Annotated in this window: 21 protein-coding genes and 1 pseudogene; 14 read left to right on the forward strand and 8 right to left on the reverse strand. The window is 54.5% G+C overall.

Annotation, left to right across the window (positions count from 1 at the left end):
- Positions 1-33: 33 nt before the first annotated feature.
- A pseudogene (locus ABS784_RS04975) lies at positions 34-267 on the reverse strand (response regulator); the annotation flags it as partial.
- Positions 268-685: 418 nt separating this feature from the next.
- Here ABS784_RS04975 and ABS784_RS04980 point away from each other — a divergent pair.
- The 3 genes from ABS784_RS04980 to ABS784_RS04990 all read left to right on the forward strand — a co-directional run bounded on the left by ABS784_RS04980 (position 686) and on the right by ABS784_RS04990 (position 4,231).
- Complete coding sequence (locus tag ABS784_RS04980; protein ID WP_223812584.1) at positions 686-2,314, forward strand: YncE family protein; 1,629 nt, start codon at positions 686-688, stop codon at positions 2,312-2,314.
- A 186-nt stretch (positions 2,315-2,500) separates the two neighbouring features.
- Entirely contained in the window at positions 2,501-2,650 is a 150-nt protein-coding gene (locus ABS784_RS04985) for a zinc ribbon domain-containing protein (protein ID WP_075261432.1), read from the forward strand.
- A gap of 213 nt (positions 2,651-2,863) precedes the next feature.
- Positions 2,864-4,231 carry a glycoside hydrolase family 1 protein gene (locus ABS784_RS04990; RefSeq protein WP_352511667.1) on the forward strand — a complete coding sequence of 456 codons (1,368 nt, stop codon included), beginning with the start codon at positions 2,864-2,866 and terminating at the stop codon, positions 4,229-4,231.
- A gap of 107 nt (positions 4,232-4,338) precedes the next feature.
- Here ABS784_RS04990 and ABS784_RS04995 read toward each other — a convergent pair whose 3' ends face one another.
- Positions 4,339-4,956 carry a cyclase family protein gene (locus ABS784_RS04995; protein ID WP_011231817.1) on the reverse strand — a complete coding sequence of 206 codons (618 nt, stop codon included), beginning with the start codon at positions 4,954-4,956 and terminating at the stop codon, positions 4,339-4,341.
- Positions 4,957-5,055: 99 nt separating this feature from the next.
- Positions 5,056-6,549 (reverse strand): glucose-6-phosphate dehydrogenase, encoded by a 1,494-nt coding sequence (zwf, locus tag ABS784_RS05000; RefSeq protein WP_011231816.1) that lies wholly within the window; start codon positions 6,547-6,549, stop codon positions 5,056-5,058.
- A 228-nt stretch (positions 6,550-6,777) separates the two neighbouring features.
- Here zwf and rnz point away from each other — a divergent pair, with 228 nt between their 5' ends.
- A complete protein-coding gene (rnz, locus tag ABS784_RS05005) occupies positions 6,778-7,701 on the forward strand; it encodes a ribonuclease Z (RefSeq protein WP_352511670.1) in 924 nt (307 codons plus the stop codon).
- Here the strand turns inward: rnz and namA are convergent.
- Entirely contained in the window at positions 7,698-8,720 is a 1,023-nt protein-coding gene (gene namA / locus ABS784_RS05010) for an NADPH dehydrogenase NamA (protein WP_011231814.1), read from the reverse strand. The genes rnz and namA overlap by 4 nt on opposite strands.
- Before the next feature lie 140 nt (positions 8,721-8,860).
- On the reverse strand, positions 8,861-9,700 hold the full coding sequence (gene proI / locus ABS784_RS05015) for a pyrroline-5-carboxylate reductase ProI (protein ID WP_013144820.1): 840 nt from the start codon (positions 9,698-9,700) through the stop codon (positions 8,861-8,863).
- Between the two features lie 509 nt (positions 9,701-10,209).
- Here proI and ABS784_RS05020 point away from each other — a divergent pair.
- Together ABS784_RS05020 and ABS784_RS05025 are read left to right on the forward strand one after the other, a co-directional pair.
- Entirely contained in the window at positions 10,210-11,181 is a 972-nt protein-coding gene (locus tag ABS784_RS05020) for an MBL fold metallo-hydrolase (RefSeq protein WP_011231812.1), read from the forward strand.
- On the forward strand, positions 11,172-11,960 hold the full coding sequence (locus tag ABS784_RS05025; RefSeq protein WP_020278263.1) for an SDR family NAD(P)-dependent oxidoreductase: 789 nt from the start codon (positions 11,172-11,174) through the stop codon (positions 11,958-11,960). The genes ABS784_RS05020 and ABS784_RS05025 overlap by 10 nt, the downstream gene beginning before the upstream one ends.
- 126 nt (positions 11,961-12,086) lie before the next feature.
- Here ABS784_RS05025 and ABS784_RS05030 read toward each other — a convergent pair whose 3' ends face one another.
- Together ABS784_RS05030 and ABS784_RS05035 are read right to left on the reverse strand one after the other, a co-directional pair.
- Complete coding sequence (locus tag ABS784_RS05030) at positions 12,087-12,284, reverse strand: YqzH family protein (protein ID WP_011231810.1); 198 nt, start codon at positions 12,282-12,284, stop codon at positions 12,087-12,089.
- Between the two features lie 15 nt (positions 12,285-12,299).
- Positions 12,300-12,518, reverse strand: a complete 219-nt coding sequence (locus tag ABS784_RS05035) for a CDGSH iron-sulfur domain-containing protein (protein WP_011231809.1) — start codon at positions 12,516-12,518, stop codon at positions 12,300-12,302.
- 87 nt (positions 12,519-12,605) lie between these two features.
- Here ABS784_RS05035 and ABS784_RS05040 point away from each other — a divergent pair, with 87 nt between their 5' ends.
- The 4 genes from ABS784_RS05040 (at position 12,606) to ABS784_RS05055 (ending at position 14,916) form a co-directional block, all read left to right on the forward strand.
- The gene (locus ABS784_RS05040) at positions 12,606-12,950 is read left to right on the forward strand and encodes an iron-sulfur cluster biosynthesis family protein (protein ID WP_011231808.1); all 345 of its coding nucleotides are present in this window, start codon (positions 12,606-12,608) and stop codon (positions 12,948-12,950) included.
- Complete coding sequence (locus ABS784_RS05045) at positions 12,940-13,179, forward strand: YqkC family protein (protein WP_011231807.1); 240 nt, start codon at positions 12,940-12,942, stop codon at positions 13,177-13,179. Before ABS784_RS05040 ends, ABS784_RS05045 begins: the two co-directional genes overlap by 11 nt.
- Positions 13,180-13,466: 287 nt before the next feature.
- Positions 13,467-13,709: a YqkE family protein gene (locus ABS784_RS05050; protein ID WP_011231805.1), complete on the forward strand. Its 243-nt coding sequence runs from the start codon at positions 13,467-13,469 to the stop codon at positions 13,707-13,709.
- A gap of 13 nt (positions 13,710-13,722) precedes the next feature.
- Positions 13,723-14,916 carry a CynX/NimT family MFS transporter gene (locus tag ABS784_RS05055; protein ID WP_352511675.1) on the forward strand — a complete coding sequence of 398 codons (1,194 nt, stop codon included), beginning with the start codon at positions 13,723-13,725 and terminating at the stop codon, positions 14,914-14,916.
- A 218-nt stretch (positions 14,917-15,134) separates the two neighbouring features.
- Here ABS784_RS05055 and ABS784_RS05060 read toward each other — a convergent pair whose 3' ends face one another.
- Positions 15,135-16,055, reverse strand: coding sequence for an aldo/keto reductase (locus tag ABS784_RS05060; protein WP_011231803.1), 921 nt, complete (start codon positions 16,053-16,055; stop codon positions 15,135-15,137).
- 118 nt (positions 16,056-16,173) lie between these two features.
- Here ABS784_RS05060 and ABS784_RS05065 point away from each other — a divergent pair, with 118 nt between their 5' ends.
- The 4 genes from ABS784_RS05065 (at position 16,174) to fur (ending at position 19,352) form a co-directional block, all read left to right on the forward strand.
- Positions 16,174-16,737, forward strand: a complete 564-nt coding sequence (locus ABS784_RS05065) for an NUDIX domain-containing protein (RefSeq protein WP_014196269.1) — start codon at positions 16,174-16,176, stop codon at positions 16,735-16,737.
- Positions 16,727-17,917, forward strand: coding sequence for an endonuclease Q family protein (locus ABS784_RS05070; RefSeq protein WP_352511678.1), 1,191 nt, complete (start codon positions 16,727-16,729; stop codon positions 17,915-17,917). The genes ABS784_RS05065 and ABS784_RS05070 overlap by 11 nt, the downstream gene beginning before the upstream one ends.
- Positions 17,918-18,136: 219 nt before the next feature.
- Positions 18,137-18,802: a stage II sporulation protein M gene (gene spoIIM / locus ABS784_RS05075; RefSeq protein ID WP_013144830.1), complete on the forward strand. Its 666-nt coding sequence runs from the start codon at positions 18,137-18,139 to the stop codon at positions 18,800-18,802.
- 97 nt (positions 18,803-18,899) lie between these two features.
- A complete protein-coding gene (fur, locus tag ABS784_RS05080; protein ID WP_011231799.1) occupies positions 18,900-19,352 on the forward strand; it encodes a ferric iron uptake transcriptional regulator in 453 nt (150 codons plus the stop codon).
- The last annotated feature ends 8 nt before the right edge of the window (positions 19,353-19,360 follow it).

Below are 19,360 nucleotides of genomic sequence, written 5' to 3' on the forward strand. Positions count from 1 at the left end.
GGTTTTTTGTGCTTGATGAAACGAAAGCTTCCCCAAGTGCGGCTTGCAAGCAGAAAACTCTTCCATCACACGGCCGAAATCGCGGATGCCGCAAACGTCGTACGACCATTGTTCCAAACGTGCTTTGATTTCTTGAAACAACGTCACATCATCTTCAATGAGCAAAATGTTCAACTTTGCCTCACCCCACTTGTTTCTATTGGGAGCTCCGTTTTCATTATATTTGTTTGACCGTTCGGGGGAAAGGAGGTTCAAAATGGAAAGCATGAAAATGTATTAGACAGCAAAGCGATGGCCGCTGTTCGTGATCGGCGGCAGTTGGTGTATGCGGCCGAACGGGGTGCGTATGGCAAAAAGAGCTTGAAGTGATGATCAACGGTGGGCTATCATGGATATTGAGGATGGATAAGGAATGGTCAAATGTCGGTGCTCGATTGTTTGAGCTATGCTATGCGCAAGGAATGTATAGGAATTAGCAATCATCGTTTGACGGGGGATTGGAATGGGAACAACATTTAGGAAAGGTTTTTTATTTTGTCTCTTCTTGTTTATCTGTCTTTTCCATGTTTTTCCTTCCGCTAAAGCGGAAGCGGCGGGACCGCGTACGCAACAGCTTCCTGGGCGCGTGCTCGATTGGGTCATGGATGATCAAAATGGGTATATTTATGCGCTCACGGAAAAGGGGATGTTATTATTTATTGAAGCGAGCACATTGTCGATCAAAAAGCAGGAACCCGTTTCTCTGCGGGCATATAGCGCTTTATGGCGGAAATATGCCCAGCGGTCGGTCACTCTTCTTTTGCGGGACGGGAAGCTGTATGTGCCGTCTGAAACATCGATAGACGTTTTTGACGTCAAAACGAAACGGCTGATTCAACGAGCCCCGTATAACGGATTGCCGTTTGGCCTATTAGGCAACAAAATCGTAACTTTCGGAAAGCAGTACGGGCGCGGGAAGACGACGTATGAGATGTACATGTGGGATTTGGCGGCGAAACGCCAAACAAGCCGGCTGATTGCTGATCCTAACTTTTTTTCTGTTTTTTCAGAGGAAAATACGTTGTTTTTCGATGAGAAGAGAGGTCTAGCCTTCATCGGCCGCAATGTTTCCATTCCTGATTTAGCGGTATTGCGCCTGTTCGATTTGAAGGTGGTGAAGCGAGTTTCGTATCAAGGGCCGAGAGGTAGCGCTCCCACCCATCCGCTCATCGTTGACGGAAGCGATGTGTTTTTTGCGGGAAGGCGCATTGATGCCGGAAATATCAACATGGTGCACGACTGTTATAACGGCCCCGTTTTAGATGTTCAAGGGGCCTATGTGGTGACAAATAAGGCGGTGTATGACCGTTACACCTCTGCTAAGATAAACGCGCTTCCATTCCCGACGAACTATGCGTTGATGGATGCAAAGTACAATTTGTATTTGATCAAAGAAGGGGAAAATCGAATTTATAAATATCCATTGCCGGCCGATGAGAGCTATTATGTTCGATCGTCCCATTATGCTTTCACCAATGTCCCCATTTCCCATTTGGCTTATGATTCGTCGACCGGATGGTTGTATGTGTTGTCCGCCGAAGACAGCAAACTGTTTGTCATTCGCGCCAGCGACATGAAAATGGTGAAAGAAATTCATCCCGGACCGCAGCCGACGGATGTAAAAATTGATGGCGGCAAGGTGTATGTTGCGCTATCGGGAGCGACGAAAATGGCGATTTACGACGCCAAAACAATGCAGTTTCTTGGAACGGTGCCGCTGATCGCTGCTCCGCGTTCATTGGCGATCGGGGACGGGAAAATTTTCTTCACGGACAATAGCCGCACGTTGACGGGATCGATTGCCGTTTATGATATGAAGACGAAAAAACAATGGCGAATCCCAAAGGTATTCATCAATCCGTTGATTGGGTATGACGAAAAACAAAATGTATTGTATGTCGGACAGGAAGGAACATCGGATCATGATCTGTATGCGGTGCGGCTTTCCGATTGGCATGTTTCGCAACTATTGTCCTTCCCTGGAGGGGATGATGCCTTTTTTATGAACGGCGGGGAGATTTTTTACGGAAAGGCGCGCATCAATCCAGCCCAGCCCGGCGCATTGGTGGCCGCTGAATTTCCGGAGCCGCTGCGGGCGGCGAGCCGTCAATATATCATCACCAGCCGTGCCATTTATAACCGGGCAACAGGAACGAAAATCGCCGATTTGTCATCTGAAGCGTTGCTCGCAACGGCTGGAGATGATGGAATGATCTTCACGTATCGAAAAGTGGCTACGAACCATTATTTGATTAAGCAAAAACTGTCTCAATAAAATTGCCATTGCTGGGAGCGTTGGTGCTTCTCCAAAGCGCATGAAACAGTTTTCACAACGTCTAGACGGGCTCGTACCTCCGCCCGTCTAGTTTTATCATCCTAAACCGAGAAGACCCCCCACTTCCACGCGTGAGCGTAAGTGGGGGATGAATCGTTTATTCGCCATCGATCTCCCTCTTGACAATTGTGCTCGTGTTGCGGGCATCGGCAGGTTGAGGTGAAATCGCTCGACATCCGTCAGTGGATGTGCCCAAACGGCGGAGCCGAACATGACCGGGACCATAACGCCGCCCGAACTATTTTGCAGGAAGGGCTTCGTTTGCTGTTTTGGTAAGACCACTAAACCGTGGGACGCACGGGGATGGCTTGGTTGACAAGCCTGCCTTAGGGCGGGTGTTCAAGAATCTCCCACCTCTAAGCGTGAGCGTAGGTGGGAGAGCGTTCAAAAAGAAGCAAATATGTCATAATGAGGATGATGCCCAAGGGTGAATTTTCCAAGGCGTTCAATCACTTAAACACGTCTGTTCACAGATAGGAGGGTCTTTCCATGTCACAACAGCGTAAATCGATCATCCCCGACGACTTTTTATGGGGCGGGGCGGTGACGTCGTTTCAGACGGAAGGGGCGTGGAACGAAGGCGGCAAAGGGCTGTCGATCGTTGATGCGCGCCCGATTCCAAAAGGGCATTCCGACTGGAAAGTGGCGGTCGATTTTTACCATCGCTACAAAGAAGACATCGCGTTGTTCAAGGAGCTCGGCTTTACCGCCTACCGGACGAGCATCGCTTGGACGCGCATTTTTCCGGACGGGGAAGGGGAGCCGAATGAGGCGGGGTTGGCGTTTTATGACGCTGTGTTTGATGAATTGAGGGCGAACGGCATCGAGCCGGTCATTACGCTGTACCATTTCGACTTGCCGCTGGCTTTGGCGAGAAAATACAACGGCTTCGCATCAAGGAAAGTCGTCGACTTGTTTGAGCGGTACGCGCGCACCGTATTTGCGCGTTACCGCGGGAAAGTGAACTATTGGCTGACGTTCAACGAACAAAATTTAGTGCTCGAACAACCGCATTTATGGGGGGCGATTGGGCCGGAAGACGAAGATCCGGAAGCGTTTGCCTACCGCGTCTGTCATAACGTGTTTATCGCCCACGCGAAAGCGGTGAAGGCGCTGCGCGAAATCGCTCCCGAGGCGAAGATCGGCGGGATGGTGACGTATTTGACGACGTATCCGGCGACATGCCGGCCGGAAGACGCTTTGGCGAACGTGCAGGCGAAAGAGCTATTCCTTGATTTCTTCTTTGATGTGTTCGCCCGCGGCGCCTATCCGCGTTATGTGACGAATCATCTGGAGAAAAAAGGAATCCTTTTGCCGTTGGAAGAAGGGGATGAACAGCTGCTCCGGGAGCAAACGGTCGACTTTTTGTCGTTCAGCTACTATCAAAGCCAAATCGTCCGTCACCAAGAACAGGATGAACGGATCGTCAAAGGGCTGGAACCGAATCCCTATTTGCCAAAGACGAAATGGGGCTGGGCGATCGATCCGATCGGGTTGCGGATTGCCTTAAAAGACGTGTACGCCCGCTATCAGATGCCGATTTTCATCACCGAAAACGGGATCGGATTGGAAGAGGAGCTGAATGAGAACGGCACGGTCGAAGATGATGAGCGGATCGACTATTTGCGCCGTCATATCGAACAAATGAAGATGGCGATGGAAGAAGGCGTCGAGGTGATCGGCTATTTGATGTGGGGGGCGACGGATCTGTTAAGTTCGCAAGGGGAGATGCGCAAGCGCTACGGCGTCATTTTCGTCAACCGTGACGATGAGAACTTGCGCGATTTGAAGCGCTATAAGAAAAAAAGCTTCTACTGGTTCCAACGCGTCATTCGCACGAACGGGGAAGAGCTGTAAACAGAGGCGAGGAAGCCCCCGCCATTTTACTAGTCTTTAGGGCGGCCATGGCGAATATTCAATTTGAAATGATCAAACAGCCGGTCCCATCAAGGGGCCGACTGTTTTTACGGCTCGCGGTCAAACAGCAAGACGCGCGCCGGGGCGGCGTCGGTGCCGACGAGTTTGAGCGGAGCGGCGACCATGAAATAGCGTCCTTCGGGGACGTCTTTCAGCCGCAGCCCTTCGATGATGATGACACCGGCCGAAAACAGCGTTTTATGAGTCGGGTGGCCTTCTTGCGCTCGCTCGATGCCAAGGGCGTCGATGCCAACGCCGCGGATTTGTTTGTCGGCCAAATAACGGGCCGCGTCTTCGGCGACGAAAATAAACTCGAAATGGAACGCGTCTTCGAATGAATTTTTCGTTTTGAACAACACAAAGTCGCCTTCTTGAATGTCAAGATGCGCGATGTCGTCTTTCGTGATCCGGTCGTTGACATGCGTCAAATCGAACAGCTTGCACGGGCCGACGAGGTCGTTCAATGGAATCGTTTCAAACGTCGCCCCGCCTTCGACCATATGGAGGGGCGCGTCAATGTGCGTGCCGGTGTGCACGTCCATGTCAATGCGCGATTCGGTCACATAACCGTTGGTGATCGTTGTGCGTTTCGGCTGTTTTTCTGGTTTGTTTTTATACACGGGCATGCCCTCGTAAATCGGGGCGGTGACGTCATACACCTTCATCGTTCATTCGCTCCTTTGCATGAGGGATAAAGGGGCAAGCGCCCCATGTTGGTTTGTCAAAGAGGACGCGATAGGCGCAACAGGCGGGTCATCGCGTCTTTACGAACGCGGATGCTCGATCGGCCACCAGTGGAAGCCGTCTTTTTTGAGCAGCTCGTCCGCGGCCGCCGGGCCCATGGAGCCAGCCGCGTAGTTCGGAAAGTCGGAAGCTTTTGTGTTCGCCCACACCTCAGAAATCGGGTCGACAAATTGCCATGACGCTGCTACCTCATCCCAATGGGTGAAGTTTGTCGCATCGCCGCGCATGCAGTCGTACAGCAGCTTTTCGTATGCTTCCGGCGTGTTGATCCCATCGATGCAGTTGTTGCAATAGTCGAGTTGAAATGGAGCTGTTATGGTCGTCGATTCCCCGGTTTTTTTGCCGTTTAAATGAAGGGTGATCCCTTCGTCCGGCTGGATGTGGATGACGAGCAAGTTCGGGGCGATCGTCTCATTCGTCCGGTAATACAAGTTCATCGGTACATCTTTAAATTGGACGACGATTTTCGTCGATTTTTCCGCCATCCGTTTGCCGGTGCGAATGTAAAACGGCACGCCAGCCCAACGGAAGTTGTCGATCAGGAGTTTTCCAGCGACGAACGTTTCCGTGTTCGAGTCCGGATCGACGTTCGGCTCCTCGCGATACGCCGGCACGTTTTTGCCGTGGATCACCCCGCGCCCGTATTGGCCGCGCACGAAATAGCGGTCGACTTCATCGTGCGCAATCGGGCGCAAGGCGCGCAACACTTTCACTTTTTCATGGCGGATGTCATCGGTCGTTAATTTGATCGGCGGTTCCATCGCCAACAGAGCGACCATTTGCAGCATATGGTTTTGCACCATGTCGCGCAACGCCCCGGAATGGTCGTAGTAGCGGCCGCGGTCTTCGACGCCGAGCGTTTCGCTCGATGTGATTTGAATGTTGGCGATGAACCGGTTGTTCCAAAGCGGCTCGAAAATGGCGTTTGAAAAGCGGATGACCTCGATGTTTTGCACCATTTCTTTGCCGAGGTAATGGTCGATCCGGTAGATTTCCCGCTCGGAAAAGACGCGGCGAATCTCGTCATTCAGCTTCTCGGCGCTCGCCAAGTCATGCCCGAACGGCTTTTCGATGACGAGCCGCTTAAAGCCGTGCGTTTCCGTCAATCCTTCCGACTGCAAGCGGGAAGTAACGGTGCCGAAAAATTCCGGCGCCATCGCCAAATAAAAGATGCGGTTGCCTTCGGTCTTGTATGTGCCGTCGAGCTGTTCGAGGAGCGACTTTAAGCGCTGGTACGACTCGGCTTCCGTCACGTCGAACGGATGGTAATAGAAATGGGAGGTGAATCGGCCGTCGGCGAGCTTTTGGTGAAACGCCGTTTCGACCGAGTCGCGCACATAGTTCCGGAACTCGTCGGCCGACAACGGGCGGCGCGCGACGCCGACGACAGCGAATTGCTCGTTCAAATGCCCTTTTTCATACAGGCGGTAAAGGGACGGAAACAGTTTCCGTTTCGCCAAATCTCCCGTCGCTCCGAAAATGACGATGATCGATTTCGGATTCATGTTGTCCACCGTATGTACCTCGCTTTAACCAAATTTGTCTCTTCAATGAAACCATTGTAGAGGTTTGCCGGTCGGAACGCAAACACTTTGTTGCTTTCCGGCGGGAAAGCGTTTATGTTCATGAAAGAGCCGGGCGCCAACCCGGCGTTTTTGAGCGCAAAAGAAAGTTGAAAAGCCGTTTTGACATTGGTACGCTAACAACAGGCAATGTTGAGCGAGAAAAAGGAGTGAAGCGCGTTGGAACTGTTGTTTTTAGGCACGGGTGCCGGCGTGCCGGCCAAAGAGCGCAACGTATCGTCCGTCGCCCTGCAGCTGCTTGGCGAACGCGGGGCGACATGGCTGTTTGACTGCGGCGAAGCGACGCAGCATCAAATTTTGCATACCGCCATTCGCCCGCGCCGCATCGAGCATATTTTTATTACGCACTTGCATGGCGACCATTTGTTCGGATTGCCTGGACTGCTAGGCAGCCGTTCGTTTCAAAGCGGCGAGACGCCGCTTGCGGTTTTCGGCCCAAAAGGCATTCGCTCGTTTGTCGAAACGGCCCTTGCCGTCAGCGGGACAAAGCTCCGGTATGAACTGAACATTGTGGAGATCGATGAGGGCGTCATTTTTGACGATGAACGGTTTTCCGTCATCGCCAAACGGCTCGATCACGGCATGCCGTCATACGGTTTCCGCGTCGTTGAAAAAGATTTGCCCGGCCCGCTCTTGGTCGAGCGATTGCAAGCACTCGGCGTCCGCCCCGGCCCGATTTATCAAGAAATTAAGCAAGGAAAAACGGTCGTGCTGGATGACGGCACGGTCATCGACGGGCGCGAATTTGTCGGGCCGCCGCAAAAGGGGAGAATCGTCGCCGTGTTGGGCGACACCCGTTTTTGCGAAGCGGCGATTGAACTCGCCCGCGATGCCGATGTCGTCGTCCACGAGGCGACGTTTGCCGCGGCGGAACAGCGGCTGGCCCATGACTATTTCCATTCCACGACCACAGACGCAGCCGAGGTGGCGAGGCGGGCCGGGGCGAAGCGGCTTATTTTGACCCATATCAGCTCTCGCTACCAAGGTGAGGCGGCGCTGCAGCTCGTCGCCGAGGCGCGCAGCGTGTTTCCGAACACCGAGCTCGCCGTTGATTTCGCCTCGTTTTCGATCCCGCGCGGTTAAAACCGCCAGCCGCGCTCATATTGGACGGGCGCCGAGATTTTTGCGCCCAGCTCTCTCGCCGCGGCGTATGGCCAATACGGGTTGCGCAGCAGCTCGCGCCCCAAAAAGACGAGATCGGCGCGGCCGTTTTGCAAAATTTCTTCCGCTTGCCAGCCGGACGTAATGAGGCCGACAGCGCCGGTCGGGATGTCTGCTTCACGGCGGATCAGTTCGGCAAATGGCACTTGGTAGCCGGGATAGACGTTCATGCGCGCCGGAACAATAGCGCCGGAGCTGACATCGACGAGGTCGACTCCTTGTTCTTTCATCCGCTTGGCGTATGGGACATAGTCTTTGGCCGTCAGCCCGTCCGGATGGTAGTCGGACGCCGAGATGCGGACAAAAAGCGGTCCGTCCCACACCTCGCGGACAGCGTCGATCACCTCGCCCAAGAAACGGTAACGGTTTTCCGGAGAGCCGCCGTACTCGTCTTGTCGCCGGTTGGAGAGCGGCGATAAAAATTCGTTAATGAGGTAGCCGTGGGCGGCATGGATTTCAATGACGTCAAAGCCGGCTTCCTTCGCGCGCCGTGCGCCGTTTTGGAACGCTTGCACCGTTTCTTCAATGTCGGCTTTCGTCATTTCTTTTGGCGTCGGCGACGAATCATCAAACGGGACGGCTGACGGAGCGATGATCTCTCCCGGCACTTGCGATTTTCTCCCCGCATGGGCAAGCTGGATGCCGATGGCCGCCCCATGCTCTTTCACAAGCCCAACGAGTTCGCGAAGCCCGGCGATATGGTCATCGCTCCAAATGCCTAAGTCGCGTTCAGAAATGCGACCTTGCGGCGTCACGCCGGTCGCTTCAACGATAATCAAGCCGACTTGGCCGACAGCGCGAGCCGGGTAGTGGATTTTATGCCACGTGCGTACGGCGCCGTCTTTCGTGTCGCACGAATACATGCACATCGGCGACATGACAATTCGGTTTTTCAGCGTCAGCCCGCGGATTGTATACGGCGAAAACAGCATCGTGTTCATGACAAGCAGCTCCTTTCTAGGCCAATGAATGGTTCATTACTGAATGATAGCACGCTGCTTATCAAAAACAAAATAAAACGGATTGTCGCCGTGTTCGGGCTAGGCGGGAAAAGGAGCGGCGCGCTCCGGAGGTCCGCTCTTTACGCTTCGGCGATGGCAGCGAGAAGAGCGCTGCCGAGCTCTTCGGAGCGGGCCGTCGCCCGGCGGATGCAGGCGATGACCGCTTCTTGGAACCGGTATTGCTCAAGCACGCCAATGCCGGCTTCGGTCGTGCCGCCTGGGCTCGTGACTTCACGGCGCAGGACGGATGGGTGCTTGTCGGACGCTTTTAGCATCTCGGCTGCGCCGATGATCGTTTGCAAAATGAGCCGTTTGGCGACATCTCGCTCAAGGCCGATGTCGGCCGCCGCTTTTTCCATCGCTTCGACCAAGTAATACACATACGCCGGACCGCTCCCGGACAGGCCGGTGACCGCATGCAAGTCCTTCTCCGGCACAACAGCGACGATGCCGACCGTTTCAAACAGCTGTTTGGCGACCTCAAGATGTTCTTTCGCGGCGAAGCGGCCGCCGGCGATCGCGGTCGCTGATAAGCCGACGGCGGCGGATGTGTTTGGCATGGCGCGCACGACAGGGATGTTGCGTCCGGCGAGCCGTTCGATCGTCTCGGTCGTGATGCCGGCGAGCAGTGAAAGAATGAGCTGATGGGCGCGGAGGGTCGGTGCGATGGCGTTCATCGCTTCGACGACGTCTTTCGGCTTCATCGCCAAAATGACGATATCCGCTTGTTTGACGGCTTCTTGCGCGCAACCCGCCGTGCAAACACCGTATTGGCGCGCCAGCTCCTCGAGCCGAGCGCGGTTTTGTCGGTTGGCGACGACAATGTGCGCCGGATGGCAAAACGCTTTCGTCATGCCGGCGATGAGCGCTTCCGCCATCGAGCCGGCGCCGATGAGCGCGATCGTTCGTTCGTTGTTCATCATTCCACTCCTCCTTGCCTTGGTGTATCCATTCAAAAGAAAAAGGTTTCCCGTCCTGCAAAAGGACGGAAAACCTTCGTTTCCGCGGTACCACCTTTTTTGGCCCGATTTGGCCCAAGCGCCAAACAGGCCCGACTCTGCCCCGATAACGCCGGGGAGGCGTTTAGGTTGGCCTAACAGCTCCTAGGGTAGGTTCAACCGCAAAGAGGGCCGCAAAGCCTTCCAGCCGCGGGCTTCGCTCTCTGGTGCCGTTTGCGGTTTACTGGCCCTGTTCATCGCCGGTTTGCCGTATCCGTGATGTTATTAGTCATTATGCCGCGGGACAGGCGCTGTTGTCAAGAGAGGAGAGCGAATTTTTTTGCAATTTCGTCGTGCGGAAGAAAAAGGCATGACAAATGGATGAAATCGGTGTAAACTGTAAAATAAAATATAATGAATAACTATTCATTTTGACTGATGAAACGGTTCGAACGGGATGGTTCATGAACTTGAGGAAAGAAGGGAACGCAATGAACGAGGAACGAGTGTATCGGATCACGGTGCCGACGCCGTTTCCGGTCGGCGATGTGCATATGTACGTGATCGCCGGCGATCGGTTGACGCTGGTCGATGCCGGAGTGAAAACAGAGGAAGCATGGCAGCTGTTTGTGAAGCAGCTTGGCGAGGTCGGTTATGCGCCAGAGGATATTGAACAAATCGTCATTACTCACCATCATCCGGATCATGTCGGCTTGCTTGATTATTTTCCGCATGCGCCGATCATCGGCCATCCGAAAGCGGATCCGTTTTTGCGCCGCGAACGTTCGTTTATGGAGCGGTACGTCCAATTTTTTCAGGAATTTTTTACGGAATGCGGCGTCGACCGCCGTTTGTTCAGTCAGCTGTCCAAAGAAGGCGGATCGCTTCGCTACGCAAGCCGGCGCGGGCTTGACATCATGGTGACGGAAGGGGACGCGGTGCCGGGGATGCCCGGGTGGCAGGTCATCGAAACGCCGGGGCATGCGCAAAGCCATATCGCCCTCTACCGCGAGGCGGACGGATTGCTGATCGGCGGCGATCATTTGCTTGTTCATATTTCCCCGAATCCAATGATGGAGCCGCCGGCGGAAGGGGAGACGGGACGGCCGAAACCGTTGTTGCAGTACAACGAGTCGCTGCAAAAAATGCTGCAATACGATATCGTTCGATCGCTAAACGGCCATGGCGACGATGCGACCGATATTCCGGCGCTCGTTCGCGAGCGGCTGGGTAAGCAACGCCAGCGCGCCGAGCGGGTGCTCGAAATGGTGAAAGAACGCCCGCATACGGTGTTTGACGTTTGTCAAAAGCTGTTCCCGACCGCTTACGAACGCCAGCTCATGCTGACGATGTCAGAGACGATCGGCCAGCTTGATTATCTCGAGGCGAACGGGTATGTGACGAAAAAGCAAGAAGCCGGCCGATACGTCTACGAAGCGGTGGGGGTGTCGGTGTGCGGCTGAAGGGGCGCCATGTCGTCATTACCGGAGCGTCGGGAGGAATTGGCGAGCAAATCGCCTATGAAGCGGCGCGCCAAGGGGCGGTGCCGGTGCTCTTGGCGCGCAGTGAAGAAAGGCTGAAAGAAGCGAGCGCGCGGATCGAAGCGCAAACCGGTATTCGCGCCCCGTATGCATCGCTTGATGTCAGCGACCGCGGCATGATCGAGGCGGTTGTTTCCCAGCTCATTGCGGATCTTGGCGCGATCGATGTGTTGGTCAACAACGCCGGGTTTGGCGTCTTTCGCTATGTCGAGGACATCGACTTGGATGAAATGGAGAGGATGTTTGCCGTCAACGTCTTCGGCCTCATCGCCTGTACGAAGGCGGTGTATTCGCATATGAAAGAGAGAGGAAGCGGTCATATTATCAACATTGCGTCGCAAGCCGGCAAAATCGCGACGCCGAAGTCGAGCGTCTATTCCGCGACGAAACACGCGGTCGTTGGCTTTACCGACAGCCTCCGCCTCGAGGCGGGGCGCTTTGGCATTTTTGTCACGGCCGTCAATCCGGGGCCGGTGGAGACGAACTTTTTTTCGGCCGCTGATGAATCGGGAGAGTATGTGCGCAATGTCTCGCGTTGGATGTTAAGGCCGGAGGCGGTGGCGAAGCGCGTTGTTGCCGCGATGATGACGCCAACGCGCGAAGTGAACATGCCGCGTTGGATGGATCTCGGCAGCCGGCTGTACCGGCTCGCTCCGGGTCTTGTGGAAAAGGTGGCAAAGCGGGCGTTTTTCCAAAAGTAAGCGAGGGTGTCCCAAATATAAGGGGCACCCTTTCTGATCATCGTCTAGACGCGCGAAACGCCTTTCCTCTTCTTGAAGAAAGATGGCCTTTGGGGCCAACCCCGTGTTCGTTTGACACGAGCCGGGTCAAGCGCTGGTGATGAACCGGTAGACGGCGTCATGGACAAGTTCATAGATGTCCGCGTTTGGCTGCCTCTCTTTGGCGGCGGCAATGCGGGTGCAAAGCTCGCGCCAGTCGTCTTCGCCAAGCGGCATCATGTCATCATCATAGCCATAATGCCGCAGGCAGTTGCGCACTTGTTTTTGCAGCCATCGTTCGTCCATCGGCTTCTCACCGCCTTATTGTTTATCCGTTTCCGGCAAAGGGGCGCGGACAACGGATTGGAAGCGGCCTTTGTGCGAACCGTCGCAAAACGGTTTGTTGTTCGACAGCCCGCAACGGCAGAGCGAAAACGTTTGTTTGGTCACAAACGGCTTTCCTTCTCCATCGAGCAGTTCAACATCGCCGGTGACGCGCAGCGAGCCGTTGTCGTTCACTTTGATTTGCACTTTTGCCATCGCTTTTTCCTCCTTGCTTTGTTTTGACAGTTTCTCATGTTGACAGGTAAAATAAATAAAGGAAATCAAAGGGAAAAGGAGCCAGCTATGAGTCTGTACATCACGTTTACGGATGCAGCCAAACGGGCGCTTGCCTCTATTGTAGCGGAATCCGGACGGCAGTTAAAGTTGATGTTTGACACTGACGGCTGCGGCTGTTTGGTCGACGGCGTGCCGGCGCTATGGCTTGTCGACAAAGCCGATGAAGATGATGTCGTCGTCGAGACGAATTTTGCGCCGGTGCTCGTGGAACGGTCGCGTCTCATCTTTTTTGATGAAACGATGACGATTGACGTCAAGCCGGGAACGACCGTTTTTCAGCTCAAAAGCCCAGGGCAAACGTTGAATGGTCATATGCCGTTTGTTGAGGTGAAATCTGGCCATGAACGGTAAGCTAGAGCAGCTCGCAAAGGCGGCGAAGCAAAAAACATGGGTGTCGTTCACCCATGAAAACGATCCGTACAGCTTGCTTCATTGGTCGGTCGCCGGCCCGTATCATGAGGCGAAAGACGTCTGGCTGCTGCAAAACGAAATGACGTTTGAAATGAAAGAGTTTCCGACGCTGGAGGAGGCGATCGCCTGGCTTGGCGAACATATGCCGCACATCACCGAGGTGTTGTAAAGGGGCCGCCCCTAAGCCATTTTCGGCCGGGGGCGCCCCTTTCCATAGTTAGAAGCCGCGTTTTGCGCCGAACGGCGCTTTCCAATGTTATTGCGGACTGTTTTGCCGCTTAGTCGGGTGGATTGCTTTTTCCAATTCTTCTTTTGCGATCACCGGCTTCACCGTATCGGCGGACGGTTTCCCTTTTTGGGCGCGGTTTTTCTCCATCCATACATCTCTCCTTTTTCTTATCGTTTAGTTGTATCGTTTGACAAACGAACGGTCGTTATGCAAAGGGGGCGGAAATCATGAAGAACCGGGTTGCGCGGAAAAAAGAACAAGAGACGCAGGCAGTGACGCTTGCCGACCGGCTCGGTGCCGAGACGGAAGCGAAACTGCTCGCGAAAAAGCGGGCGCTTGCCGAGGAAGAACAGCGGCGTCTAGCGGCGGAAGAGGCGCGGCGTCGCGAGGAAGAGCGCCGCCGTGAGGAACAGAAATCATTTGCCGAGCTGCTGGAAGAAAGTGAACTCGATTGGCGGAAGTTTAAATAGGGGGAACGTTCAGATGAAACAAAAAATGATGACAGCGGGTATGGCGTCCGCGTCTGTGTTCATGGTGGCTGCGGTCGTGATCTTGGCCGCCAACTTGCGCGCACCGCTCACAATGGTCGGGCCGCTTGTTCCTGAATTGCAGCGGGAGCTTGGCCTCTCCCACGCAGCCGCTGGGGCGTTGACGACGATTCCGCTTTTGGCGTTTGCCTTCTTGGCTCCTGTGGCGGCCGCGTTCGCCCGGCGGTTCGGAATAGAGCGGACGCTGTTCGGTTCGCTTGTTGTTTTGCTTGCCGGCGAACTCATTCGCCCGCTTTCGGGAGAGTTTTCCCTATTTCTCGGCACGGCGCTGATTGGAGCCGCCATCGCGGTCGACAACGTTCTCATGCCGGCGCTGATCAAAGACACGTTTTCTGAACGGGTCGGCTTGATGATGGGCGTTTATACCGTAACGATGAACATGAGCGCCGCCTTCGCTTCCGGGTTCGCCGTTCCGCTTACCGACGGGTGGGGGATCGGCTGGCAAGGGGCGTTTCGCTTTTGGGCGCTGGTTGCCGCGTTGTCGCTTGTCGTTTGGCTGCCGCAAGCTTGGCGCCAGAAGTCAAGCGGCGTCCCGGCGGGAAGCCGGCGCTCTTCGCTTTGGCGATCGGCGCTTGCCTGGCAAGTGACGCTGTTTATGGGGCTGCAATCCTTGTTCTTTTATTGCATCGTCACGTGGCTGCCGGAGCTTGGCCAAAGCAAGGGCTTGGCGGCCGATACAGCCGGATGGCTGCTCTTTTTCTTCCAGTTTGCCCAGTTGCCGATGATGTTCGTCTCTCCGATGCTCGCGGAGCGGATGGACAATCAAAAAGTGCTGATCGGCTCGGCGGTGTTGCTCATGGCTTTTGGAACGATCGCCTTTTTGGCTGGCCAAGGTTGGCTGCTTTGGGTTGGGGCGCTTTTCGCCGGCATCGGCGCCGGCATGGCGTTTTCGCTGGCGATGATGCTGTTTACTTTGCGCACGCGCCGTCCGCTGGAAGCCGCCCAGCTGTCGGCCATGGCCCAATCGGTCGGCTACTTGCTGGCTGCTGCCGGACCGCCTCTGTTTGGCGTATTGTACGATGCGGCCAGACGGTTTACCGCCCCGCTTGGCATGTTGTTGGCCGTCTGTGCGGCCATGATGGCGTTCGGCTTAGGGGCAGCGAGGAATCAGTATGTGGAAGAGGATTGATCGGTTTTTGTGAAGTGACCGGCCCATTTGGAAAAAAGAGCCCGTAACGGACATTGGCAGCCGTTGGGCTCTTTTGGTTTGTTTTTTCGTTTTGCCTCTTGTCAGCGCCATGGCCGCCGGCAAGTTCAGTGACACACATAGGCAGGGAATAGAGGCTGCGGCCTGCGGTTGTTGCTGGCCATAGGCGTCGGAATGAAGCACGATGGCGATTCCTGCGCTTATCGGTGCGCCTCATACACCGAGCGTTTTGTCGTTTGTTTCAGCCATTCGTATTCGTCGGCATCAAGCGGCGGGGCGGAAGCGGCGGCGATGTTTTCTTCAAGCTGCCGAAGCCGGCTTGCGCCCGGAATGACGGCAGCAACGACCGGGTCATACAGGCAAAATTGCAGCGCGGTCGCGGTCAATGAACGGCGCCCGGCCGTTTTTTCCTTCAGCTTCGGGATGAGCGTTTGCAGTTCTTTGTAGGAATAATCGAGGTAGCCGTGTTCTTTCACCGCGCTGCTCGCTTGTTCAAGCGGGCGGCTCGTGAGCAAGCCTCTAGCGACCGGACCGCGGGCGATCACGCTGATGTGATGTTCGCGAAGAAGCGGGAACCATTCTTCCGGCCGCCGGTCAAGCAAGCTGTATTGCATCATGACGCTGACGATGTTCGAGCGCTTCACATATTCGCGAATGACGTTTGGGCGGATCGAGGAGATGCCGTACCAACGGATGACGCCTTCTTGCTTCAGCTCTTCGAACGCTTCAATCGTCTCATCGATCGGGTCGTCGATCGTGCCGCCGTGGAGCTGGTATAAGTCAATGTAGTCCGTTTGCAGGCGGCGCAGGCTCTCTTTGACCGCTTGTTTGATATAGGCTTTTGACGGATCCCAGTCCCAGCCGCTTCCGTCTCGGCGCCAACGGTTGCCGACTTTTGTCGCGATGATGACTTGGTCGCGTTTTCCTTTCACCGCTTTGCCGACAAATTCCTCGTTTAAGCCGCGGTCGTATAAATCGGCTGTATCCAAGTAGTTGATGCCGCGCTCCAATGCTTCATGGATGAGATAGATGGCATGGTTTTCATCAGTGCCGAGCGACATGCAGCCGAGTCCAATTTCGCTGACGTATAAGTCTGATGTGCCGATGCGGCGTTTGTTCATCTTTTGCGCCCCCTTTCGCGATCGATGATGATATGTTCATTGTACAACGGAAGCGAAAAAATGGCCAAACATGTAGTACAATGGAAAAGAGTCCATCAATCGATAGGGGAGAAGAAGAATGGAGAAGTTGTATGAAAAAACCGTCCGCAAAGAGAAATTGTTCAGCGGCCGCATCATTGACTTGTATATCGAGGAAGTCGAGCTGCCAAATGGGAAAACGAGCCAGCGCGAGGTGATCAAACATCCGGGGGCGGTGGCGGTGCTGCCGCTGTTGCCGGACGGGAAAATCGTTCTTGTCCGCCAGTACCGAAAAGCGCTGGAGCGCGCATTAGTCGAGATTCCGGCGGGCAAGCTAGAACATGGGGAAGAGCCGCTCGCTTCCGCACACCGCGAGCTCGAAGAAGAAACCGGCTACCGCGCCCAATCGATGCGCCATCTCATTTCCTTTTATACATCCCCAGGGTTTGCCGATGAACTCATCCATTTGTATGTCGCCGAGGGGCTGGAAAAAGCGGAGGACGGCGCCGGTTTGGATGAAGATGAGTTTGTCGAGCTGTTGGAAGTTACATTGGAGGAGGCGCTTGAGATGCTTCAACAACGCGACATTTACGATGCGAAAACGGCATACGCCTTGCAATATTTGCAGCTGCGCCGCGCGCTAGGGGAGCAAAATGCCGAATAAAAAAAACGAGCGCGGCCTCGGCTGTTATTACGCTGATTTACATATTCACATCGGCCGCACCGCCTCGGGCCGCCCGGTGAAAATTACTGGGGCGCGGACGTTGACGCTTGAGAACATCTTGCATGAGGCGGCTGAGGTGAAAGGGATCGACCTCGTCGGCGTCATTGACAGCCATGTGCCCGAAGTGCTGGACGAGCTCGAGCGGGCAATGGAGAAGCACGGTTGGCGCGAACATGAGGGGGGCGGCGTCAGCGCCGGGAAAGTGACGCTTTTGTTAGGCAGTGAAATCGAAGTATATGACGACCATTGCCATGGACCGATCCACGTGCTCGTTTTTTTGCCGACTGTGCAGACGATGCGCACGTTTTCCGGCTGGCTTGGCAAACGGGTAAAGAACATGTCGCTCAGTTCACAGCGCATTTACGCCTCCGGCCGCGAGCTGCAAGCTGCCGCGAAAGAGCAGGGCGGCTGGTTCATTCCCGCGCACGCGTTCACCCCGTTTAAAAGCTTGTACGGAAAAGGGGTCAAGCACAGCCTGACAGAAGTGTTTGACCCGGATTGGATTGATGCCATTGAACTTGGGTTAAGCGCCGACACGGCGATGGCGGACCAGATCACCGAATTGCATCGCTACCCGTACTTGACGAATTCCGATGCCCATTCGCTGCGGAAAATCGCCCGCGAATATGAAGAAGTGCGGCTCGCCGCCCCGACGTTTGCTGAATTGGAAAAAGCGCTGCGCGGTGAAGACGGGCGCGCGATTGTCGCCAACTACGGTTTAAATCCCAAACTCGGAAAATATCACCAGACAGTGTGCGAGCGCTGCCTTGCGCCGGTTGCACCGGACGTCGACCGCTGTGCGGCATGCGGCCATCATCGCTTCGTGAAAGGCGTGTTTGACCGGCTTGCGGAGCTGAAAACGGCGGAACGCGGGCCGAAACGGCCGCCGTACATTTATCAAGTGCCGCTTGAATTCATCCCCGGCCTTGGTTCAAAAGCGTATGAAAAGCTGCTCGCCCGTTTTGGCACGGAAATGAGCGTTCTTCATGAGGCGGCGGAGGAAGAGATCGCGGAGACGGTGGGAGAAAAGTTGGCCCAACTGATCGTCCTTGCCCGCAGCGGTGCGCTCCATATCGAGGCCGGGGGCGGTGGGAGGTACGGGAAAGTGCGGGAGGGGTAACCACTCGGGCAGCGCTCCTGCCGTTCATCATCATGCCGTGCGTGCTGCTTGGCCCAGCCATGCGCCAATGGACCGAGGCGGCGTGCCGCCCGTGGAGTTGGTCACACGTCGGTGTTGAGCTGCTTTTTTATTACATCACCAGCCTTTTAGAAAAACAGTCATACCGAAAGCGGATGGACATACAATCTACTAAGAGACAAAGTAGGAGGACGAAGCACAATGAGAACCCATCCGCTGAAATCGGCTATCGCTGTTCATTGGCGTGAACATGCTTCGCTGTACGTGTTTGTCATCGTCCTGTTTCTCATGGGCGTCATTTTCGGCGCCATTGTCGTCAACAGCCTCGGTTTCAGTCAAAAGCAAGACTTGTACTATTACTTGACGCAATTTTTTGGACAAGTGTCAAAAGACAATATCGCAAGCGCCCATGATATGTTCCGGCAAAGCTATATGCACAACGTCAAATATACCGCGCTGATGTGGGTGCTTGGCATTTCTGTCATTGGCTTGCCGATCATTCTTGTTTTGCTGTTTTTCAAAGGCGTCGTTGTCGGCTTTACGGTTGGCTTTTTAGTCAACCAAATGGGTTGGCGCGGGTTTCTTTTGTCGTTTGTGTCCATCATGCCGCAAAATTTGGTGGCCATTCCACTCATGATCGTCATGGGCGTCATTTCGATTTCGTTTTCCTTGCACATGGTGCGCAACCAGTTTATGAAGCGGCCGCATGGATCGATGTTTCCGATGGTGATGCGCTACGCAGCGGCGATGGCGGCTGTCGCCCTTGGGCTGCTTCTTTCCTCAGCGGTCGAGGCATATCTTTCGCCGGCATTGATGAAACAGGCGGTTCAATGGACAATGAGTTTAATCATAATGAATATTATATAATAACCATTATCATTTCTTCATAATAGTGATTTTACTTTGATACTTCCCTCGTGCATTTGTTATAATGATGGGTGAATGGCGAGGGAGGAATGAAAAGATGGAAGATCGTGTGGAACGAATCAAGAAGCAGCTGCATTCGGCGGGTTACAAGTTAACGCCGCAGCGGGAAGCGACGGTAAGAGTCCTGCTTGAACATGAAGAAGACCATTTAAGCGCGGAAGACGTCTACCTCCTCGTGAAAGAAAAATCCCCAGAAATCGGGTTGGCGACCGTTTATCGGACGCTCGAGCTGTTAACCGAGCTGAAAATTGTCGATAAAATCAATTTCGGGGACGGGGTGTCGCGCTATGACCTCCGCAAGGAAGGAGCGGCCCATTTTCATCACCACCTCATCTGCTTAGAATGCGGGTCGGTGGCGGAAATTCAAGAAGATTTGCTTGAGGATGTCGAAGCGATTGTTGAGGAGAAGTGGAAATTTAAAATTAAAGACCATCGTTTGACGTTCCACGGCATTTGTCACCGTTGCCAGCAAAAGCATGAAGAAAAATAAAAACCTTT

This window comes from Geobacillus sp. G4 (assembly GCF_040327975.1).
Classification (GTDB): Bacteria; Bacillota; Bacilli; order Bacillales; family Anoxybacillaceae; genus Geobacillus; species Geobacillus thermoleovorans.

Excerpts from the sequence above, each read along its gene's own strand:
- ABS784_RS04980 (WP_223812584.1), top strand. The coding sequence starts at position 686 with ATGTTATTATTTATTGAAGCGAGCACATTGTCGATCAAAAAGCAGGAA.
- ABS784_RS05050 (WP_011231805.1), top strand. The coding sequence starts at position 13,467 with ATGAAGAACCGGGTTGCGCGGAAAAAAGAACAAGAGACGCAGGCAGTG.
- ABS784_RS05035 (WP_011231809.1), bottom strand. The coding sequence starts at position 12,518 with ATGGCAAAAGTGCAAATCAAAGTGAACGACAACGGCTCGCTGCGCGTC.
- ABS784_RS04990 (WP_352511667.1), top strand. The coding sequence starts at position 2,864 with ATGTCACAACAGCGTAAATCGATCATCCCCGACGACTTTTTATGGGGC.
- ABS784_RS05065 (WP_014196269.1), top strand. The coding sequence starts at position 16,174 with ATGGAGAAGTTGTATGAAAAAACCGTCCGCAAAGAGAAATTGTTCAGC.
- spoIIM (WP_013144830.1), top strand. The coding sequence starts at position 18,137 with ATGAGAACCCATCCGCTGAAATCGGCTATCGCTGTTCATTGGCGTGAA.
- ABS784_RS05060 (WP_011231803.1), bottom strand. The coding sequence starts at position 16,055 with ATGAACAAACGCCGCATCGGCACATCAGACTTATACGTCAGCGAAATT.
- ABS784_RS05055 (WP_352511675.1), top strand. The coding sequence starts at position 13,723 with ATGAAACAAAAAATGATGACAGCGGGTATGGCGTCCGCGTCTGTGTTC.
- ABS784_RS05070 (WP_352511678.1), top strand. The coding sequence starts at position 16,727 with ATGCCGAATAAAAAAAACGAGCGCGGCCTCGGCTGTTATTACGCTGAT.
- proI (WP_013144820.1), bottom strand. The coding sequence starts at position 9,700 with ATGAACAACGAACGAACGATCGCGCTCATCGGCGCCGGCTCGATGGCG.
- ABS784_RS05045 (WP_011231807.1), top strand. The coding sequence starts at position 12,940 with ATGAACGGTAAGCTAGAGCAGCTCGCAAAGGCGGCGAAGCAAAAAACA.
- ABS784_RS05020 (WP_011231812.1), top strand. The coding sequence starts at position 10,210 with ATGAACGAGGAACGAGTGTATCGGATCACGGTGCCGACGCCGTTTCCG.
- ABS784_RS05040 (WP_011231808.1), top strand. The coding sequence starts at position 12,606 with ATGAGTCTGTACATCACGTTTACGGATGCAGCCAAACGGGCGCTTGCC.
- ABS784_RS05030 (WP_011231810.1), bottom strand. The coding sequence starts at position 12,284 with ATGGACGAACGATGGCTGCAAAAACAAGTGCGCAACTGCCTGCGGCAT.
- ABS784_RS04995 (WP_011231817.1), bottom strand. The coding sequence starts at position 4,956 with ATGAAGGTGTATGACGTCACCGCCCCGATTTACGAGGGCATGCCCGTG.
- namA (WP_011231814.1), bottom strand. The coding sequence starts at position 8,720 with ATGAACACGATGCTGTTTTCGCCGTATACAATCCGCGGGCTGACGCTG.
- fur (WP_011231799.1), top strand. The coding sequence starts at position 18,900 with ATGGAAGATCGTGTGGAACGAATCAAGAAGCAGCTGCATTCGGCGGGT.